General features: G+C 65.3%; 14 protein-coding genes. 4 read left to right on the forward strand and 10 right to left on the reverse strand.

Going from position 1 to position 19,854, the window contains the following annotated elements; genetic code table 11:
* Positions 1–176 precede the first annotated feature (176 nt).
* Complete coding sequence (locus AAHM38_RS03880; protein ID WP_116575216.1) at positions 177–1,592, forward strand: bifunctional diguanylate cyclase/phosphodiesterase; 1,416 nt, start codon at positions 177–179, stop codon at positions 1,590–1,592.
* 58 nt (positions 1,593–1,650) lie between these two features.
* Here the strand turns inward: AAHM38_RS03880 and AAHM38_RS03885 are convergent, their stop codons facing one another.
* Complete coding sequence (locus AAHM38_RS03885) at positions 1,651–3,219, reverse strand: methyl-accepting chemotaxis protein (protein ID WP_103519128.1); 1,569 nt, start codon at positions 3,217–3,219, stop codon at positions 1,651–1,653.
* 289 nt (positions 3,220–3,508) lie between these two features.
* On the opposite strand from AAHM38_RS03885, the gene AAHM38_RS03890 reads away from it, so the two are divergent.
* Entirely contained in the window at positions 3,509–3,649 is a 141-nt protein-coding gene (locus tag AAHM38_RS03890; protein ID WP_009240575.1) for an entericidin A/B family lipoprotein, read from the forward strand.
* A gap of 77 nt (positions 3,650–3,726) precedes the next feature.
* Here the strand turns inward: AAHM38_RS03890 and AAHM38_RS03895 are convergent, their stop codons facing one another.
* Entirely contained in the window at positions 3,727–5,454 is a 1,728-nt protein-coding gene (locus AAHM38_RS03895; RefSeq protein WP_103519483.1) for a phospholipase D family protein, read from the reverse strand.
* 182 nt (positions 5,455–5,636) lie between these two features.
* Here AAHM38_RS03895 and cls point away from each other — a divergent pair, with 182 nt between their 5' ends.
* On the forward strand, positions 5,637–7,070 hold the full coding sequence (gene cls, locus AAHM38_RS03900) for a cardiolipin synthase (RefSeq protein ID WP_103519129.1): 1,434 nt from the start codon (positions 5,637–5,639) through the stop codon (positions 7,068–7,070).
* A 92-nt stretch (positions 7,071–7,162) separates the two neighbouring features.
* Entirely contained in the window at positions 7,163–8,425 is a 1,263-nt protein-coding gene (locus AAHM38_RS03905) for an MFS transporter (protein ID WP_116575217.1), read from the forward strand.
* Positions 8,426–8,481: 56 nt separating this feature from the next.
* On the opposite strand, the gene AAHM38_RS03910 is transcribed toward AAHM38_RS03905, so the two are convergent.
* The 8 genes from AAHM38_RS03910 to AAHM38_RS03945 all read right to left on the reverse strand — a co-directional run bounded on the left by AAHM38_RS03910 (position 8,482) and on the right by AAHM38_RS03945 (position 19,807).
* Entirely contained in the window at positions 8,482–9,849 is a 1,368-nt protein-coding gene (locus AAHM38_RS03910) for an MATE family efflux transporter (RefSeq protein WP_103519131.1), read from the reverse strand.
* Entirely contained in the window at positions 9,846–10,460 is a 615-nt protein-coding gene (locus AAHM38_RS03915) for a DUF2239 family protein (RefSeq protein ID WP_116575218.1), read from the reverse strand. Before AAHM38_RS03915 ends, AAHM38_RS03910 begins: the two co-directional genes overlap by 4 nt.
* Before the next feature lie 109 nt (positions 10,461–10,569).
* Complete coding sequence (locus AAHM38_RS03920; protein WP_179817496.1) at positions 10,570–13,311, reverse strand: nitrate reductase; 2,742 nt, start codon at positions 13,309–13,311, stop codon at positions 10,570–10,572.
* A 290-nt stretch (positions 13,312–13,601) separates the two neighbouring features.
* On the reverse strand, positions 13,602–14,834 hold the full coding sequence (locus tag AAHM38_RS03925) for an NAD(P)/FAD-dependent oxidoreductase (protein WP_116575220.1): 1,233 nt from the start codon (positions 14,832–14,834) through the stop codon (positions 13,602–13,604).
* Positions 14,835–14,873: 39 nt separating this feature from the next.
* Positions 14,874–15,212, reverse strand: a complete 339-nt coding sequence (gene nirD, locus AAHM38_RS03930) for a nitrite reductase small subunit NirD (RefSeq protein WP_116575221.1) — start codon at positions 15,210–15,212, stop codon at positions 14,874–14,876.
* 23 nt (positions 15,213–15,235) lie between these two features.
* A complete protein-coding gene (gene nirB / locus AAHM38_RS03935; protein ID WP_116575222.1) occupies positions 15,236–17,791 on the reverse strand; it encodes a nitrite reductase large subunit NirB in 2,556 nt (851 codons plus the stop codon).
* 14 nt (positions 17,792–17,805) lie between these two features.
* Complete coding sequence (locus AAHM38_RS03940; RefSeq protein ID WP_012430233.1) at positions 17,806–19,128, reverse strand: MFS transporter; 1,323 nt, start codon at positions 19,126–19,128, stop codon at positions 17,806–17,808.
* 385 nt (positions 19,129–19,513) lie between these two features.
* A complete protein-coding gene (locus AAHM38_RS03945; RefSeq protein ID WP_004627538.1) occupies positions 19,514–19,807 on the reverse strand; it encodes a hypothetical protein in 294 nt (97 codons plus the stop codon).
* Positions 19,808–19,854 lie beyond the last annotated feature (47 nt).

Here is a 19,854-nt window from a genome sequence, read left to right on the forward strand (position 1 = left end):
CGTTAAACGTTAAAGGCGTTCGCCTGATCCACGCAAAAAGATGCTGGGAAACGGCCATCATGGCTGCCTTTAGGCTTATGATGCCGCAGGCTTACCTGTGACAAAGCATTACAATTGACGGCGCCCCGAGCGCACGCATTTCCGTTTTAAAGGTATTTGCAGGACGATCCCCATTTATGAGCCGCGCAAGGTCTGCCGCGCCATCGAGTCTGGATCCCATCTCCGGATTGCCCGACCGCGGGCGATTCGTCCAATTGCTGGCTGCCATGCCTCAGCCCGCACGCCAGGATGCAATCGGCGCCCTGCTGCTGATCGGCTTCGACCATTTTGCCGAGGCGACCAACACGCTCGGGCCCTTGGCAGCGCGGGAGGTCATCGCCGAATGTGCATCGCGGCTTGAAGCGCTGAGCATGCCCGCCGCGGATGGCAATGCACCCATCGTCGGGCGCATCGGCCCCGAGACTTTTGCCGTTGCCTGCCCAGACTTCGTCTCGGCACAGGATGTACATGATCTGGCGCGGCGGATTTCTGCGGCACTCACGCGACCTTTCATCACGCATGGTTACGAGCTGGTCTGCTCTTGCAGTATCGGCATGACGCTTTTCGAGGGCATGCCCTCCGATGCGGCACGGCTGATTGAACAGGCCGACCGGGCACTCTATGGTGTTCAGCACGGTGCCGAACCAAGCCCCGCGCTGTATGCCCCGGCGGCCATGCCCCCAGGCACGGGCACCAACGTCGCCCGCGCCGCCGAATACGACGCCATCGCCGAGCACCCGCGCCTGGCCGCCCAACTGCGCCACGCGCTTGCGCGCCGCCAGTTCAGCCTGAACCTGCAGCCACAACTGAGCCTGACCGACGGACGGATCGTCGGCTACGAATTCTTGCTGCGCTGGAGCTCACCCGAGCTGGGAGGCGTGGCACCGGCGGATTTTCTGCCGATCCTGGAGCAGACCGGCGACATTCGCGAGGTGGGCCACTGGGTGCTCGACAGCGCAGCCCAGATGCTGGCCGGACTGCTGCGCGAAGAATCCGAGCGCGCGGGACGCAACAGCCGGCATCAGCCGGGCGTGCATGCAGCCGTCAACCTGTCGGTTGCACAGCTGCTCGATCCGCAATTGAGCGACGTCGTGCGCGACATTGCCGTGCGCCACGCGGTGCCGACCACCCGGCTTGTCTTCGAGATATCGGAACACACGCTGCACCGTGCCAACGGCTCGGCGCAGAAAGCGGTGGAAGCCCTGCACGCTTGCGGCGCGCGCGTGGCGGTGGAAGACTTTGGAGCCACCGCGCACAGCCTCGATTGCCTGGCAACGTTCCGCCCCGATCAGGTCAAGCTCGACCAGGGGATCGTCAACGCAGTGACCAACGCGAGCGATCACACGGTGCTGCAACGCCTGGTGACTGCCGCGCATGGTGCGGGCGTGCCCGTCATCGCAACGCGCGTGGAAACCGCCGCACAGCTCCATGCCTTGCGCGCCTGCCGCTGCGACGTGATCCAGGGCTACCTGCTCTCGCAGCCCTTCCCGGCCCGCTGGATCGACGACACACAAGACGTGATTGCCGAGCGCGCGCGCGATCTGATGCCGTAAAGGAAAATGCCTTCCCGCCTGTCAGGCGGAAGGGCATTGGTGTTTGCGCCCGCGCTGCTTATGCGTGTTCGACGCGGAAGACCGCCACCGCGCTGCGCAGCGCCTCGGCCTGCTCTTCCAGCGACTCCGCCGCGGCCGCAGCCTGCTCGACCAGCGCGGCGTTCTGCTGCGTCACCTGATCCATCTGCGTGACGGCCTGGTTGACCTGCTCGATGCCGCTGCTCTGCTCTTCCGACGCGGCACTGATCTCGCCCATGATGTCGGTAACGCGGCGCACGGCCACGACCACCTCCTCGATGACCGTGCCGGCTTCGGCCACCAGGGTCGAGCCGTTCTGCACGCGGCCCACTGAATCGCCGATCAGTTCCTTGATCTCCTTGGCCGCCGTGGCGCTGCGCTGCGCGAGGCTGCGCACCTCGCCGGCAACGACGGCAAAACCGCGGCCCTGCTCGCCAGCGCGTGCGGCTTCCACCGCGGCATTCAGCGCCAGGATGTTGGTCTGGAACGCAATGCCCTCGATCACGCCGATGATGTCGGCGATCTTGCGGCTGCTTTCGTTGATGCCGGCCATGGTGTCCACCACGCGGCCCACGACTTCTCCGCCTTTGACGGCGATGTCCGACGCGTTGACCGCCAGCGTGCTCGCCTGACGCGCGTTGTCGGCGTTCTGCTTCACGATGCTGGTCAGCTCTTCCATGCTCGACGCTGTTTCTTCCAGCGATGAAGCCTGCTGCTCCGTGCGCTGCGAGAGATCGGCATTGCCGGCTGCAATCTGCTTGGTGGCGCTGGCGATCGAATCCGATCCCGTGCGCACTTGCCCGATGATCTGCTGCAGGCTCGTTTGCATGGACGACACCGCGTGCATGAGACGGGCGGTTTCGTCGCGCCGGCCAGCGGTGGTCTGGCCTTCCATTCGGGTGGCGAGGTCGCCGGAGGCCATACGCTCGAACACCTGAATGGCGCGCTCCAGCGGACGCACCACGGTGCGGCCGAGTACGCCACGCGCCACCACCGACAGCACCAGCGCGGCGGCCAGCAAGCCACCCGAAATCCAGATGCTCATTGCGTAGCGCGATTGGGAATGGTCAAAGCGTTGCTGGCCGTACTTGAAGCGCGCCCCGACCAGCGGCCCGAGCGCCGTGTCGTAATCGACGAAGAGCTTCGGCACCAGATTCGTGTTCAGCTCCCGGTACGTGGTGAGGTCGCTGCGCTCCAGCGCGGCAATGGCCGGCTCCAGCGCGGTCTTGACGAACTTGGTGCGGGCGGCGTCGGCGGCTTGCAGCTGGGCGCGGTCGGCCTCCGGAATCGGCAGCTTCATGAACTGGGCCCAGGCATCGTTGGCCGAGTTGACCATGGTGTGCGCATCAGCCAGCAGCTTCTTGAGTTCTTCCGGCGACGAGACCGAATCGAAATTGGTCAGGTGGATGCGCGCCCACAGCAGGTTGATGGTGTCTTTGGCCAGCAGGTCCAACCCCTTGGCGTCTTCCAGATATACCGCGCGCAAATCGTCATTGGTCGCCCGGCCGGTGGTGATACCCGCGAAGCCCACCAGGGCAATCATCACTGCAAATACCGCGACCAGAAACGTCAGCCGCGTGCGAATGCTTGTGTCCATCCACTTCCACATGTGTTTTTCTCCTGCATGGTTGGGCCGTGCGGCGCCGAGATCCCGTCCCCGCGCCCCTCTTCAGGCACCCTGTTCACTCCCAAAGGTGCTAACGGCAGCGGACGGGAGAAGTAGAGGGCTGCGCCCCGAATGTCCGGAATGCGCCGCAAGTGATATGCAAGACGGCAAAAAAGATGCGGCCGACGCACCCCACGTGCGCGGGGTCGCACTAAAATGCGGATTGCGCCACCGCTGGGGTGGCAATCACCAACATCGTGCGGGATACCGCACGGCTCACAAGGGGATCGAGATGAAGAAACTGATCGCACTGCTGGCCCTGGGCTGCGCCGTTCTGGCTGGCTGCAACACGATGGCGGGCATGGGTAAGGACATCCAGACCGGTGGCCAGAAGCTGGAAAACGCGGCTGACAACACCAAGCAGAAGATGTAATGAGGCAACGGCCGGGCAACCCCTGGCCAGAGCTGCGAAACGCCGCCCTTCGCGGCGTTTTCTCTTTTTGGGCCCCGCTATAGCAGCTCTTCCGGGGTAAACGGCGCCAGCATCTGGATCCACGTCCGGCGGCCCAGGCCGACCTCGGGCTCGTGATCGACGACGACCTCCTTGCCGTTCTCGTGCGTGGTCCAGCGCAAGTGGCCATCATCCTTGGTCACCCGGTAGGCACTGTCGCGCACCGAGTCGTCAAACAGCCGGGCTACCGCCTCCGACAGCACTGGACTGCGGATGATCAACCCGGTTTCCGTGTTCAGTGCGATAGAGCGCGGGTCGATGTTCATCGAGCCGACAAACAGCGTGCTGCGGTCCACCACGATCGATTTCACATGCAGGCTCGCCTGCGAGGAACGGAACGTGCCGAACATCTTTGGGCGATCGCCCAGCGTCGGCCGCAGTTCGTACAGTTCAACGCCGTCGTCGACCAGCTCGCCGCGATATTTCGCATAGCCCACATGCACGATGGGTGCGTCGGTCGCCGCCAGCGAGTTGGTCAGCACACGCAGGCGCACGCCGCGATCCTCCAAATGCTTGGCCACCTCAACACCACGCTTGCCTGGCACGAAATAGGGCGAGATCAACACCACCTCGCGCTTGGCCTCGTCAATCAGGCGCAGGAGCGTCTGGGAAAGGCGTTCGCCGCCCGGTTCCACCTTGTCGCCCGATACCTTTGCCGGACGGTCGACGATCACCTGCGCGGGAGCCCACTCCAGGCGCAGCCGGCCCCGGGCGATCTGATCGGCAAGGAACCAGTCACGCGGGGCAGGCTTGAGCGGCAAGGGTTCTTCCGGCGCCGGGCTGACGAGGTCCGTCTGGTTGCGACGTTGCTCAAGTTGCGAGACCACCTGGCCCGATGACGGCTCGCTCGAACCCGAACCGGTGTCGATCGGCTGGGTCGGCACGTCGATATGCTGCGGCGCACCCTCCGGGCGACGCGGCATCGTCACGGGTGGCGGATAGTTACCCTCTTTTTGCTCGGGCGGATGCGCGGCAGTCGGCTCGGGCGCCAACGCCTGCACCGGATAGGCGAATTCGCTGTTCCAGTAGGCATCGAACGCCGACGACAATTGCCGCACCGCGGGCCCCGCGGCCAGCACGTCAAGATCCACAAAGTTGGTGGTCTGATTTTGGGTGAAATATTCGGCACCCAGATTGCGCCCGCCTGTCACGGCCAGCGCGTTGTCGGCAATGAAGGCCTTGTTGTGCATGCGCCGGTTGACGCGGCGGAACTCGGCCGCGCCGCTCAGATACCGCGTCAGATTCGACATCCGCCCGCCCGGAAACGGGTTGAACAGGCGTACATCGATGTTCTTGTGCGACGAGAACTTAAGGAACGCGAGATCACGCCCGTCGCTGTGCAGGTCGTCAACCAGCATGCGCACACGCACGCCGCGCTCGGCAGCCGCCAACACATGACGCATCAATTCGCGCACGCTGTTGTCGCTTTCAATGATGAAGTACTGCAAGTCCAGCGTGCGTTCTGCCCGGTCGGCCAGTGTGAGCAGCGTGGCGTAGGCTTCCTCGCCCGACGGAATCAGCCGGAAGCCCGACACATCCGCCGACGGCGCATTTGTCTGCGCAAGCCGCCCAAGCGACGTGGCCGACTCGGCGTTCGGCAGCGCCGTCGTGACGGGGCGATCCACGTGCTCCGGCAGGCTGACGCAGCCGCTCAGCAGCGCGATGGCCAAGCAGGTGAACCAAGCGCGCAGAGACGCGGTCGGGTGGTTCCTTGGGTGCCCTTGCATGTTCGATGTCATGGTGAAGACGGGGCGACAGGACGTCGACTTCACACCAGCATGGCGCGTGCCTGAGCCCGCCGCGCCACCAGACTACGCGAGAAGACAGCCGCGGCAATATCCGTGTTTGTCCGACGCCACCTGGGGCGTGTCAAAATGGCCCCAGGTGTGTCCTCCTCCCTGGGCTCTTGATGCTGACCAACACCACGGCATTTGCCGCCTTTCTCTTTGTTGTGCACTGCGTGGGCGTGCTCGCGGCCATGCATGCCGTGCTGACCGTGCGGACATCCCAGGGCGCCATCGCCTGGGCCATTTCACTGGTCACGCTGCCGGAATTCACGCTGATCCCGTATCTGATCTTCGGGCGGAGCACCTTTGCGGGCTATGTGGATGCGCGGCGCTTTCACAACGCCCGCCTGCGCGAAATCACCCTCTCCGACGACTGGCGTCGACTGCGCGACCATGAATCGAGCGTGGTCGCGCCGCAGCACACCTGCATGCAGGCCTTGCCGCGCCTGACCGGCACACCGTGCCTGGCGCGGAATCGCGTGCGGCTGCTCGTCAACGGCGCAGAAACCTTCGAGGCCATCTTTGCGGCCATTGCGCAGGCGCGCCGGGTGCTGATCGTGCAGTTCTTCATCGTGCACGACGACACGCTTGGCCGCCGACTCGCCGAACTGCTGCTCGATCGCGCGCGGGCCGGGGTGCGCGTCTACTTTCTTTTCGACAGCATCGGCTGCCACGCGCTGCCTCGCCGCTATGTGCAGCGGCTCATTGAAGGCGGCGTACACGCCAAGCCGTTCTCCACCCATGCCGGGTTCGTCAACCGCTTCCAACTCAATTTCCGCAACCACCGCAAGCTCGTGGTGGTGGACGGCGAGCGCGCTTACGTGGGCGGTCACAACGTCGGCAACGAATACATGGGCGAAAAGCCGCCGCTTGCACCGTGGCGCGACACGCATATCGAGATCGTCGGTGCCGCCGTGATGGACCTGCAGCTCACCTTTGCCGAAGACTGGTACTGGGCTGCCCGCGAAGTGCCGCAACTCATCGTGCCCGAGCTGCGCCCCGAAGAAGACATGGTTTGCCAGGTGGTCGCCAGCGGCCCGGCCGACAAGCAGGAAACCTGCTCGCTGTTCTTCATGGAGGCCATTCAGTCGGCGCGCAAGCGGCTGTGGATCACGTCGCCGTACTTCATTCCGGACGAAGCCGTGTTTGCCGCGCTGCGCCTGGCGGTGCTGCGCGGGGTGGACGTGCGCATCCTGATCCCATCGCGGCCGGACCACCACATGGTGTTCCTGGCCTCCACGTTGTATGCGTATCAGGCGATTCGCGCGGGCGTGAAGATCTACCGCTACCTGCCCGGCTTCCTGCATCAGAAGGTCGTGCTGATCGACGACGAGGCCGCTGCCGTGGGCAGCGCCAACCTGGACAACCGTTCGTTCCGCCTGAACTTCGAGCTGATGATCATGACCGCCGACTCGCGCTTCGCCAACGATGTCGCGCAGATGCTCGAAGCCGATTTTTCCGAAGCCGCCCGCGTGGGCCGTGACGAATACGAACGCGCACACCCGCTGCGCCGCGTAATCATGCACGTGGCCAAGCTGTTCGCGCCCATCCTGTAGCCACCGTCACGGTTCGAATTCGCCCGCAAGAAGCGGAGCGCACGCAGACATCGGCATCCCTACCCTGAAGCAACGTTTTTCAGGAGAGTGCGATGCCCGATTTTCATCCTTCAACCGCTAACCGCCTGCCCCCGGGCTTCAACCGGCTGGCCGGCTCCAACCTGGCCGCGCAGTCGGCCGAGCAGATTGCACTGGCGGCCATGCCAATGGTTGCTGTCCTCACACTGCATGCCGACGCCAGCACGGCAAGCTGGCTGCAAGTGGCGCTCACGCTGCCGTTTGTCCTGTTTGCCATTCCTATCGGCATGCTGGCCGACCGATGGCCCAAGCGCGCCCTGATGGCCGGCGCAGAGGCGGTGCGCGCGTTGGCCTTGTTTGCTGTGGCGGGGTTGCTGGTGGCCGGGCGGCTAAACCTCGCCGCGCTCGGTGTGCTGGGCTTTGTTGCCGTGTGCGGCACGGCGGTGTTCAGTGTGGCGGCGCCTGCATTGGTGCCATCGCTCGTGCCGGCAGCAATGCTCGCGCGCGCAAACGGCCGCATCGAATTGGCGCGCACGATCGCATTTGCGTGCGGGCCGGCCATCGGCGGTGCGCTGATCGGCTGGACAGGCTCAATGGCGACGTTCGCGCTGGCGGCGGCGCTGTCCGCCGTGGCTGCGGCGCTGATGGCTGGCGTAACCGCCCCGGCGCCCGTGGCCCGGCGCGCGGCGCATCCGCTGCAAGACATCGCCGAGGGCGCGCGCTTCGTGTTTCAGCATCCGCTGCTGCGGCCGGTATTCATCACGCAATGCGTTTTCACCATGTCCTTCTTCATGGTGCTTGCCGTCTTCGTTCCGTATGCGGCGCACCGGTTGAGTCTTTCTGCACAGGCGATTGGGTTGACGCTCGGCATGTACGGCGCGGGCATGGTGATCGGCGCACTGCTGGCCGCGCGCATCCTTGCGCGCTGGCGCTTCGGCCATGTGGTGGCAACTGGCCCGGTGTGCGGACTGGCGGGCGGCGTGCTGCTTGCGGCCACACTCTGGCAGCCTTGGCCGGTGCTGGCACAGGCGGGCTTCTTTCTGCTGGGTGGCGGACCCATTCTTTGGGTGGTGAGCACGACCACGCTGCGGCAGACGGTGACGCCACCCGCGTTGCTGGCGCGTGTATCCGCAGTGAATGTGATGTCGTATGGCGCTCGGCCGGTCGGCGCGGCAATGGCAGCGTGGCTCGCCGCACACGCCGGTGTGGGCGCGTGCCTCGTGGCGGCGGCGGCGGGCTTTGCCCTGCAGCTGCTGTGCATTGCGCAATCGCCCGCAGTGCGGTTGGTGCGTCAACCGCGTGCGGACGATGCGTCGGCCGGGCTCGAGCCTGCCTGAGCCGCATTGGCATCGCGACCACCGCGCCGCCTCTCGACCAGCCGGCAGCGGTGGCGTCAAACCATGCGGCGGATGCCGAACCGCTGCGCGCGGCGGCGCCATACGAGCGCGTAATACAGCCCCTGCATCACGAACATGGCAAGGAACGCGGCCGGGTATGCAGCCCAGATGCCATCGGTGCCGATATGCCGGCTCAGCACCCAGCCCACCGGCACTTCCACCGCCGCGATGGCGAGGATGGAAATGGCCGTGGGCGCCATCACCGTGCCGCTCGAGCGCATCACGCCCGAGAACACGCTCGCCATGCCAAAGATGACCGAGCTCCACAGCGAGATATGCAAAAGGCTCTGGGCAAGGCCCATCACTTCTGCACTGGTGGTAAACCAGCCGATCACGGCGCGCGAGAAGAGCAAGGCCATCACCACCAGTACGCCGGTAATGGCCACGTTGAGCCAGAGCCCCGTGCGGGTGATGGCGTCCAGCCGCTCAGTATTGCCCGCACCGATGGCCTGCGCACCCAGGATGGACGCCGTGATCGCAATCGACATGGCGGGAAACTGCACGTAGCTGATGATCTGCGTGCCGGCGCCGTAAGCGGCCGTCGCGTCGGAGCCGAAGCCGTTGACGAATGACAGCAGCGCCAGCTCGGCAATCGAGATCACCACGAGCTGCACGCCCGTCGGCACGCCGATCTTCAGCACGGTTTTGAGCACGCCAAAATCGACCCACAGGTGCCGCGCCAGCACGGCATCGGGCGCCAGCGGATGATTGCGGCGGCGCAGGAAGAAGGCGAGCCACACCAGCGCGACCGTGAACGAAATGATGGTCGCCGCGGCGCCGCTTGCCACGCCCAGTTGCGGCAAGCCGAACCAGCCGCGAATGAAGGTCGGCGTCAGCACCAGCCCGATCGCCGTCGACAGCGCGAGGGTGCGCAGCGGCGTGCGCGTATCGCCCACGCCGCGCATCATCGCCGTAGCCAGCAGGTAGACGAACAGGCCCGGCATGGCATAGAGCATGACGCTGGCGTAGAGCGTGGCGTCTTGCAGGATATCGGCCGGCGTGCCGAGCCAACCCAGCAGCGCGTTTGCGAAGGGGCCGCCCAGCAGTGCCACCGCCAGCCCGACGATGAAACCCACGGAGAGCGTGGTGCCGGCAACAGTCTTGACCGCCTCGGGCTTCTTGGCGCCCCACGCCTGCCCGATCAGCACCGCCGCACCGGACCCCAACCCGATGATGAAGGCGATGAAGAAGAACAGGATCGGGAAGAACGCCGACACCGCGGCGAGTGCCTTCACGCCCAGCATGTGGCCCACATAGACGTTGTTGAGCGTGCCCGACAACGATTGCAGGATGTTGGCCAGGATCAGCGGGCCGAGAAATGCAATGAATGTTCGCCACAACGGGCGAGCAGCAGGCGCTGTCATGCAGCCTCCTGTTGAGAATTGAAGGCCCGGCTCGCCAGTTCGCGCGCAAAGTCGCGCACGTCGGCGGGCCAGGACTGGGTGAAGGATTCGAACGCCGTGGCATCTGCGGCAAACAAGGCCAGCGTGGCGTCTTCAAAGCGTGCGGCATTGCCGGCCATGGCCGACATGAAGCGGTACGCAGCTTCTTGGGCCTCGCGTCGGCGGTTTGCGCCTTCGGCGGCGCGGCGTGCATCTTCCACCAGCTTGCGCAGCGTAACCGACGCCCCGCCCGGCTGCGCGGCCAGCCAGTCCCAGTGGCGCGGCAGCAAGGTGACCTCGCGCGCAATCACGCCGAGCTTTGGGCGGCCAGGGCCACGCGGGCGGCTTTCGGGTTCAGCGGGTTGCGTGGCAGATGGCGCGGCGCGATCGAGGCGGGCAAGCACGTCTTCCACCGTGCCGCGCAAGTCGAATTCCACCGGCTGCGCCGTGGTGTTGTCGAACACCAGCACCTGCGATTCGGGGTGTGCATCGACGTGGATCTTGACGGCCCGGGCGACGTCGCGGACGGGCCCGGCGGCCAGGCGCTGCGTGCCGCCAAAGGCCGTGCACGCGTGGATTGCTGCGGCATCCATGAGAAACGCTCCTGCTGAAGTTTCAACAGGAATGCATTCTACCCGGGTTTAATTGGATGTCAATATTACCCGGGCATAAAAGCGCTATCGCGCGCAGCGTGACGCGCAGTCACGCCGCCTGCTGCACGCGTGCCTCCACCAGCAACCGCTTCAGCTCCGGCACGCACGAGCCGCAATTGCCGCCCGCTTTCAGGCAGGCCGTGATTTCACCAGTGGATTGCAGGCCCTTGGTGCGAATCGCATTGCAGATGGTGTTGCGGCCCACGCCAAAGCAGGAGCAGACGGTCGGCCCCACATCGACGCCCGCTTCGATCGGCTGGCCGAGCAGCACGCCCGCGCGATCGACGTCTTCCAGGCGCTCTTGCGCAAACAGGCCAGCCAGCCAGTTGCGCGACGGCAGATCCGGGCGCGGTGAGAGAAACACGCAGGCTTCGATGCGGTCGTCCACCACGTGTACCGCGCGGTAGACACGCGCGGTGGTGTCTTCGTATTCAAGCCAGTCGGCGTGCGGATCCGTCACGCCAAGCAGCGCGCGCGCCCAATTGTGTACCGAGTCCAGTTGCTGGCGGCCGGCCAGCTCATAGCGCACGAATTGCTTGCCCTGAATCCGCGTCCACCACGTTGCATCGTCGGTGTCGAGTGCGCTGCGCGAGAGGACAAAGCCGTGCCAGGCCACATCGAACGGCTCGACCATCACCGGCGTGTGCTTGAACTCCGGCTCGCCGGATACCGGGTCGACCACCGGATTGACGACCGCACCGACGCGCGCATCGGAAGCAAACTGGCCGTTCCAGTGGATCGGCACGAACACGCTGCCGCGCGCGATGCCGCCCGTCATGCGCACACGCGCCACCACGCTGCCCCAACGCGACGACACGCGTGCCAGGTTGCCTTCGCGCACGCCAGCCAGCAGCGCATCGTGCGGGTGCAGATCGACGAACGGTTCGGGCACGTGGTCGGCCAGCTTGGGGGCGCGACCGGTGCGCGTCATGGTGTGCCATTGGTCGCGCACGCGGCCGGTGTTCAGGATGAGCGGATAGTCGCCATCGACCGCATGCGCCGGCGCGCGGGCCGGCGTCGGCACGAAACGCGCACGACCATCGGCGTGAGCGAAATGGCCATCGCTGAAGAGGCGCGCTTCGCTCTTGCCCGACGTTGCGATGGGCCATTGCACGGGCGACATGCCGTCGTATGCTCCGGCATCGAGCCCCGCCAGGCCGCCGAGGTGGAAGGCGCGGCGGACGCCGCTCGCATCGTTGGCGTAGGCGGACAGGCGCGCGTGTTCATCAAACACATCGCCGGGGCTTTTGAAATCGAAGCCGTCGTATCCCATGCGGCGAGCGACGTCGGCGATGACGTCCCAGTCGGCGCGCGCCTCGCCGGGTGCCGGCAGAAAGGCGCGCTGGCGCGAGATGCGGCGTTCGGAGTTCGTCACCGTGCCGTCTTTCTCGCCCCAGCCAAGCGCGGGCAGCAGGATATCGGCCAGCGCGGTAGTGTCGGTGGCTTCAACAATGTCTGAAACGACGACGAGTCTGCACTTGGCCAGCGCACGGCGCGCCTGGTCCGCATCCGGCAGGCTGACCACGGGATTGGTGCCGATGATCCACACGGCCTTGACGCGCCCGTCTTCAATGGCCTTGAACAGGTCGACCGCCTTGAGGCCCATCTTATCGGCCATGCGCGGCGACGCCCAGAACGTTTGCACGAGGTCGCGATGCGACGGATCATTCAGCTCCATATGCGCGGCCAGCATGTTGGCCAGACCGCCCACTTCGCGGCCGCCCATCGCATTCGGCTGGCCGGTAATCGAAAACGGCCCCATGCCCGCGCGGCCGATACGGCCCGTGAGCAAGTGGCAGTTGATGATGCTGTTGACCTTGTCCGTGCCCGCCGTCGATTGATTCACGCCCATCGAAAACGCCGTGATGGTGCGTTCGGTATCGGCAAACCAGCTGTAGAAGGTCAGCAGATCGTCGAGCTTGAGCTTGCATGCCTTGGCGACGGCTTCAACATCGTGGCTCTCGGTGCCGGCGGCTTCCAGCGCGGCGTCCGGGCCGTTGGTATGCAGCGTGACGAAATTCCTGTCCACCACACCACGCCGCGAGAGGAACGACAGCAGGCCGTTGAACAGCCGCACATCGGTACCGGGCTTGATGGGCAGATGCAGATCGGCCAGCTCGCACGTGGCCGTGTGGCGCGGGTCCACCACCACCACCTTCATCTCGGGCCGCGCCTCCTTGGCGCGCACGATGCGCTGGAACAGGATCGGGTGGCACCACGCCGTGTTGGAGCCGACCAGCACGATGAGTTCTGCCGTTTCCAGATCGTCGTAGCAGACGGGCACGAGGTCTTCACCGAACGCGCGCTTGTGCCCGGCCACGGCCGACGACATGCACAGCCGCGAGTTGGTATCGATGTTGGCCGTGCCGATGAAGCCCTTCATCAGTTTGTTGGCGACGTAGTAATCCTCGGTCAGAAACTGGCCGGAAACGTAGAGCGCGACCGCATCGGGGCCGTGTTCTTCGGCGATGCGGCGAAAGCCCTGCGCGACGGCGTCAAGTGCGGTGTCCCACGTCACACGCTGCAGCGGGGCAATGGAGGCGTCGAGATCATGCGAACGTTCGCGGATGGCGGGATACAGGAGGCGGCCTTCGAGGCCGACGGTTTCTCCCAGCGCTGAGCCCTTCACGCAGAGGCGCCCTGCGTTGGCGGGGTGCGTAGGGTCGCCTTGAATGTCGACGCTGCCATCCGCTTGCGGGGTTGCCAGCACGCCGCAGCCGACGCCGCAGTAGGGGCAGGTGGTGCGTACGGCGTTCGCTACTGGGTGGATGGGGATGGTGGTCATCGTCATTTCCGTATTGCTGTGCGTTTGTCGTGCACCCCTTGTTTCACCCCCTGCCGGGGGCGACTCACTTTCTTTGTCTTGCCAAAGAAAGTAAGCAAAGAAAGGCGCGCCCGAGATGGCGACTTCCCCTTGAATTTATGTAACCAGGCGGGGAAGGAGGCAAACTCGCTTCGCTCAGACAAGCCTCCTTCCTTTTTCCGCCCGCTTACAGAAATTCAAGGCGCCATCTAGGGCTTCAACTGCCACACCGGCGGCATGCAAAGGGTGTTGCCGGTGTCGTGTCTTGCCGGTGTTCATTACGCCGCCTCCGCTTCGCAAAGCGCGCGGCCAAACAACAGGCGCTGGCGGATCGACGTGATGGGCACCTCGCGTTGGATCAGGTCGAAGTACCACGGGCCGTCTGCTACATCGCCGTACAGGACTGCGCCGACGATACGGTCTTCCTTCAGCACCAGGCGCTTGTAGACGCCCCGGCGCGGGTCGCGCAGCACGATATCTTCGGTGCCGTCGCCGCCGATGAAATCACCGGCGGAATACAAGTCCACACCCGTGACCTTCAGCTTGGTTGCGGTGGCCTGCTGGACATAGCGCCGGTGCCCGGCACCGGCCAGGTGCGCGGCACACACGCGGGCCTGGTCCCAGATGGGAGCGACAAGTCCGAACGTGGCGCTGCGGTGCTGCACGCATTCGCCCACGGCGTAGATGCGCGGGTCGTAGGTCTGCAGCGTGTCGTCGACGACGATGGCGCGCTCGCAATGCAGGCCGGCGGCCTTGGCCAGCTCAATATTGGGGCGGACGCCGGCAGTCATCACCACGAGGTCGGCGGGAATCTGGGTGCCGTCCTTGAAGCGGACGGCGCTCACGCGGTCGGTGCCCAGCAACTCGGCCGTGTGCGCGCCCAGCAGGAAGCGCAGGCCCTTGGCTTCCAGCGCCTTCTGCAGCAACTGCCCGGCGGGCTTGTCCAGCTGTCGCTCCATCAGCGTGTCGGGCAGGTGCACGACCGTCACATCCATGCCTTGGCGCATCAGACCGTTGGCCGCTTCGAGCCCGAGCAGGCCGCCGCCGATGACGACGGCATGCCGATGATTGCGCGCGGCTTCGAGCATCGTCTCCACGTCTTGAATGTCGCGGAAGGCGATCACGCCCGGCAGCAGGTGCCCCGGCACCGGCAGGATGAACGGACGCGAGCCGGTGGCGATCAGCAGGCGGTCGTAGCGCACCTCCACGCCATCGCGCGAGCGCAGCGTGCGGCGCGGGCGGTCGATGGCGACCACCGGGTCGCCCGCGTGCAGCGTGATGTGGTTCTCGTCGTACCACTCATGCGTATTGAGCATGATGTCGTCAACCTGCTTCTCGCCCGCCAGCACGGGCGAGAGCAGGATGCGGTTGTAGTTGCCGTGCGGCTCTTCGCCGAACACGGTCACGTCGTACAGGTCCGGCGCGAGCTTGAGCAATTCTTCGACCGTGCGCATGCCGGCCATGCCATTGCCGATCACGACCAGCTTGGGGCGTACGGTCTTGGCGTTCATGCTGCCCTCTCCTGAAGTTTGTCGGTCATTGGAATCGGCTCATGCCGCTACCCACACCTTGCCGTCTTCCACCTTGGTCGCGTACGCGTGCACAGAGTTGGCCGGCGCTTCCAGGCACTCGCCCGTGGTCAGATCGAAATGCTGCTTGTAGATCGGCGAGGCCACGACGATGCGCTCTCCCAGATTGCCGACCAAGCCGCGCGAGAGCACGGCGGCGTCGGAGTTCGGATCGTAGTTGCCGATGGCGTACACGCCTTGCGACGTGTTGCCAGCCACACGGAACACGGCAACCTGGTCACCGTCCACCAGCGCGCAAACGCCGGTATTGGGGACGATGTCGTCCACGGCACAGATCGGGGTCCAACGGGATGCTTGCATGGCGTTCTCCTCTTCTCTCGGGCTCAAGCGGCTTCAGCCACAACGGGAATGCGTACGGGCCGCGTCTTGGCACGCTCCTCGACCGTCGCTGGGCGAATCTGGCCGCGCTCTTCGACGAAGACGACATTCGCATCCTTCGCTTCGCTGTTGACGAAGTGGCGGAAGCGCTTGCGCACGTCAGGGTTCGTCACAGCCGTCTTCCATTCGTCCTGGTAGGTGTCGACCACGTGCTGCATCTCGGCTTCGAGTTCCGCCACGATGCCCAGCTTGTCGTTGATCACCACGTCCTTCAGATAGTCGAGACCGCCTTCGAGGTTGTCCCGCCATGTGCTGGTGCGTTGCAGGCGGTCGGCCGTGCGCACGTAGAACATCAGGAAGCGGTCGACATACTTGATGAGCGTTTCCTGGTCGAGGTCGGCCGCCAGCAGTTCGGCATGGCGGGGCTTCATGCCGCCGTTGCCGCACACATACAGGTTCCAGCCCTTCTCGGTGGCGATGATGCCGACGTCCTTGCCTTGTGCCTCGGCGCATTCACGCGTGCAGCCCGACACGCCAAACTTGATCTTGTGCGGCGAGCGCAGGCCCTTGTAGCGGTTCTCCAGCGCCACCGCAAAGCCCACCGAATCGCCCACGCCATAGCGGCACCATGTGGAGCCCACGCACGACTTCACAGTGCGCAGCGATTTGCCGTACGCGTGGCCCGATTCAAAGCCGGCCGCGATCAGCTCTTCCCAGATCAGCGGCAACTGCTCCAGCCGCGCCCCGAACAGATCGACGCGCTGGCCGCCCGTGATCTTGGTGTACAGGCCGTATTTCTTGGCGACCTGGCCTACGGCGATCAGGCCGTCTGCCGTGACCTCGCCACCCGGCATGCGCGGCACGACGGAATACGTCCCGTCCTTCTGGATGTTGGCGAGGAAGTAGTCGTTGGAATCCTGCAGGCTGGCATGCTCTTTCTTGAGCACGAAGTCGTTCCAGCACGAAGCAAGGATGCTCGCGACGGCGGGCTTGCAAATGTCGCAGCCTATGCCGCTGCCATGCGCTTCCAGCAGCGCGTCGAACGACTGGATGCGGCCCACGCGCACCAGGTGATACAGCTCCTGACGCGAATACGGAAAGTGCTCGCAGATGTGGTTGTTGACGGCCAGGCCTTGCTTCTTCATCTCGGCCTTCATCACCTGCGTCATGAGCGGCACGCAGCCGCCACACGAAGTGCCGGCCTTGGTGGCGTCCTTGAGCGCGCCCACGGTCGTGGCGCCAGCACACACGGCCTGGCACAGCGCGCCCTTCGACACGTCGTTGCACGAGCAGATCTGCGCGCTTTCAGGCAGTGCATCCACACCCAGCGCCGGGCGTGCATTGCCATCGGCCTGCGGCAGGATCAGGAATTCCGGCGCCTCGGGCAGTTCGATGCGGTTGAGCATCATCTGCAGCAGCGTGCCGTATTCGGCCGCATCGCCCACCAGCACGCCGCCCAGCAAATACTTGCCGTCTTCCGATACCACCAGCTTCTTGTAGATCTGCTTGCGCTCGTCGGTGAACTGCACGCTGCGGCTGCCCGGCGTCACGCCCTGCGCATCGCCCAGGCTGGCGACGTCCACGCCCATCAGCTTGAGCTTGGTGCTCATGTCGGCGCCGCTGAACTCCGACGCATCGTCGGCGGCCAGGATCTGCTTGGCGGTGATGCGCGCCATCTCGTAGCCGGGCGCAACCAGACCGTAGACCTTGCCGCCCCACAGTGCGCATTCGCCAATCGCGAAAACATCCGGCGCGGAGGTGCGGCACTCGGAGTCGATCACGATGCCGCCGCGCTCGCCCACTTCCAGCCCGCAAGCGCGCGCCAGTTCGTCGCGCGGGCGGATGCCGGCCGAGAAGACGACCATGTCGGCTTCCAGGTGCGTGCCGTCGGCAAAGTTCAGGCGGTGCGTCGCCGTTTCGCCGTCGACGATCTCCGACGTGTTCTTCTGCGTGTGAACGGTCACGCCCAGGTCTTCGATCTTCCGGCGCAGCATGCGGCCGCCGCCGTCGTCCACCTGCATTGCCATCAGGCGACCGGCAAACTCGACCACATGCGTTTGCAGGTTCATGTCGCGCAGCGCCTTGGCGCATTCCAGCCCCAGCAGGCCGCCGCCGATGACGACGCCGGTCTTGGCGCGCTGGCCGCATTCGGCCATCGCTTCGAGGTCTTCAATGGTGCGATAGACGAAGCAGTCTTTGCGGTCGCGGCCCGGTACGGGCGGCACGAACGGCAACGAGCCCGAAGCGAGGACAAGCTTGTCGTACGGCAGCACCTCGCCGGTCGAGGCCGTCACCGTTTTGGCGGTGATGTCGATGGCCGTGGCGCGGGCGTTGAGCTTGAGCACCACGTCGTCGCGGTCAAAGAAGCCCGGCGCCACGAGCGAGAGCTCTTCCGCCGTCTTGCCCGTGAAGAATTCCGACAGGTGCACGCGGTCGTAGGCGGGGCGCGGCTCTTCGCACAGCACCGTCACCTGGAGGTGATGGCCCGGAGCATGCAGCAGGCTTTCCAGAAACTTGTGGCCCACCATTCCGTGGCCAATGACGACGATCTTCATGGTCATGGTGATGTCCTCTTTCAGGCGTTGCCGGCAGCGGCCAGCGTGTTGTCGTACAGCGCTTGTTCGCGCGCCTTGTGTTCTGCCGAGAAGCGCACGGCAATGGCGCAGATGGCTGATAGCGCCACCAGAACGCCGAGGATGGACAGCGTGGCCTGCGTATCGGCCATGCCCTTGAGCAGGAAGCCCGCCGCCACCGCGCCGGCGTTGCCGCCCGCACCGATGATGCCGGCCACACCGCCGAGTGCACGGCGGTCAATGAACGGCACCAGCGCATACGTGGCACCGCATGCCATATGCGTGAACAGGCCGAAGCCCAGCATCGCGAGAATGGCCACCGGCACGCTGCCGGCATGGGCAAAGCCGAACAGGCCCAGGCCCTCGCCCATCATCAGCACGCACAGCAGTTGGGTGCGCGCATCCAGGCCTCGCTTGGCAGCCACGCGGTCCGACACGATGCCACCCAGCGCACGGGCAAACAGCGCCAGCAGGCCGAAGCTCGCCGCAGCCATGCCCGCGGCCGACAGCGACAGGCCGAAATGATCGACGTAGTAGGTGGCGGCGATGTTATGGATGAAGATCTCCACGCCAAAGCACGCGCCGTAGGTAATGAACAGCAGCCACACCCGGTAGTTGCCGGCGGCGGCCACAAAGCTGCCCCAGCCGCCCTTCTTGCCGCCTTCGATGGTCTTGCCGGCGGCGCGCAGTGCGCTGAAGTTGCCTTCCGGGCAGTCCTGCGTATAGCGCCAGTACAGCGCCGCGACGAGCAGCATCGCCACGCCCGGCACCACCATGGCCAGGCGCCAGCCCATGCTCTGCGTCACGCCCATCATCACGATGGCGGTCAGCAGCAGCGGCATCGTGCCTTGCGCCACACCGCCGCCTGCGTTGCCCCAGCCGGCCGCCGCCGCGTTGGCGGTGCCCACCACGTTCGGCGCGAACATGACCGACGTGTGGTACTGCGTGATGACGAAGCTCGCACCAATCGCGCCAATCGCCAGGCGGAAGAACAGGAAGGTCTCGTAGCTTTGCGCGAGTGCCACGCCCAGCACCGGGATGGCCCCCAGCAGCAGCAAGCCGGTATACGTCTTGCGCGGGCCGAAGCGGTCGCACAGCGGGCCGACGATCAACCGCACCAGGATCGTCACCGCCACCGCCGCGATGTTGATGTTGGCGATCTGCCCCGGCGTGAGGTGGAACTCGCCTTTGAGCACCGGCATGAGCGGCGCGCAGGCGAACCATGCGTAGAAACACACGAAGAACGCGAGCCACGTCAGATGGAAGGCGCGCATCTGCGGCGTACGCAGGCTGAACAGGTCGATTCGGGTGGCTTTGCCGGTCATGTTGAATCCCAATCAGGGGCCGAAAAAAAGAAAGGCGTCCGAGAGCCCGGCTGCACTAGCCAGGGTCTGGGACGCCGTTGTCCAAGTCGCCCTGAGCACCAGGGCCTTCACCACGAAGAGCACGGATCGCCTTTGACCCGCGCAATGGTGCTACGCAACAGGTATGCCAGGCTCACAAAGCCTTGTCCTATCGCGGTTTACAGGAAATTGGCCAGACACCGGCCAGGGCGCGTGCCTCACACACGGGCACCGCACCGCACGCTTTCGGTGCAGACACGATTCGGGATGGTGCGGCACAGCAAATGCGTCGGCCGCCGCCAAGGGCGACCGGCGCATCTCGCGCATTGACCGATAGGAAGGGAAGCTGCCGGATCAGGTTTCGGCGTCAGTAGCCGTGCGTCACGATCGACAGCACCGAGAGATCCGGATGCGTGCCGTCGACAATGCTGCGCGCCACGTGTACGGCTTCCTCCATGGCCTCTTCGGGGCTGCGGAAGGTATCGTCGCCATCTGCATGAAAGGGCACGACATGACCGGGCAACTGTGGATCGGCGCCGGGGTGGCACACGTAGCCGGTGTAGGTGTAGCGCGAGGAGTTTGCCCGTGTCGGGCTTGGAACAACGTGAATTTCGAACCCTTCGTAGAGTTCTTGCGGTGCGGTGGTGAGCTGGTCAGACATGGTGGCCTCGCCGGGTTAGCGTGTACCGGCCCCGCCGGCGCTTGTGG

The sequence above is a fragment of the Ralstonia sp. OTU4908 genome (assembly GCF_038440115.1).
GTDB classification, from domain to species: domain Bacteria; phylum Pseudomonadota; class Gammaproteobacteria; order Burkholderiales; family Burkholderiaceae; genus Ralstonia; species Ralstonia pickettii.

What these genes read in the sequence shown, in the direction of transcription:
- AAHM38_RS03880 (WP_116575216.1), top strand. Translation starts at nt 177, where the DNA reads ATGAGCCGCGCAAGGTCTGCCGCGCCATCGAGTCTGGATCCCATCTCC.
- AAHM38_RS03885 (WP_103519128.1), bottom strand. Translation starts at nt 3,219, where the DNA reads ATGTGGAAGTGGATGGACACAAGCATTCGCACGCGGCTGACGTTTCTG.
- AAHM38_RS03890 (WP_009240575.1), top strand. Translation starts at nt 3,509, where the DNA reads ATGAAGAAACTGATCGCACTGCTGGCCCTGGGCTGCGCCGTTCTGGCT.
- AAHM38_RS03895 (WP_103519483.1), bottom strand. Translation starts at nt 5,454, where the DNA reads ATGCAAGGGCACCCAAGGAACCACCCGACCGCGTCTCTGCGCGCTTGG.
- cls (WP_103519129.1), top strand. Translation starts at nt 5,637, where the DNA reads ATGCTGACCAACACCACGGCATTTGCCGCCTTTCTCTTTGTTGTGCAC.
- AAHM38_RS03905 (WP_116575217.1), top strand. Translation starts at nt 7,163, where the DNA reads ATGCCCGATTTTCATCCTTCAACCGCTAACCGCCTGCCCCCGGGCTTC.
- AAHM38_RS03910 (WP_103519131.1), bottom strand. Translation starts at nt 9,849, where the DNA reads ATGACAGCGCCTGCTGCTCGCCCGTTGTGGCGAACATTCATTGCATTT.
- AAHM38_RS03915 (WP_116575218.1), bottom strand. Translation starts at nt 10,460, where the DNA reads ATGGATGCCGCAGCAATCCACGCGTGCACGGCCTTTGGCGGCACGCAG.
- AAHM38_RS03920 (WP_179817496.1), bottom strand. Translation starts at nt 13,311, where the DNA reads ATGACGATGACCACCATCCCCATCCACCCAGTAGCGAACGCCGTACGC.
- AAHM38_RS03925 (WP_116575220.1), bottom strand. Translation starts at nt 14,834, where the DNA reads ATGAACGCCAAGACCGTACGCCCCAAGCTGGTCGTGATCGGCAATGGC.
- nirD (WP_116575221.1), bottom strand. Translation starts at nt 15,212, where the DNA reads ATGCAAGCATCCCGTTGGACCCCGATCTGTGCCGTGGACGACATCGTC.
- nirB (WP_116575222.1), bottom strand. Translation starts at nt 17,791, where the DNA reads ATGACCATGAAGATCGTCGTCATTGGCCACGGAATGGTGGGCCACAAG.
- AAHM38_RS03940 (WP_012430233.1), bottom strand. Translation starts at nt 19,128, where the DNA reads ATGACCGGCAAAGCCACCCGAATCGACCTGTTCAGCCTGCGTACGCCG.
- AAHM38_RS03945 (WP_004627538.1), bottom strand. Translation starts at nt 19,807, where the DNA reads ATGTCTGACCAGCTCACCACCGCACCGCAAGAACTCTACGAAGGGTTC.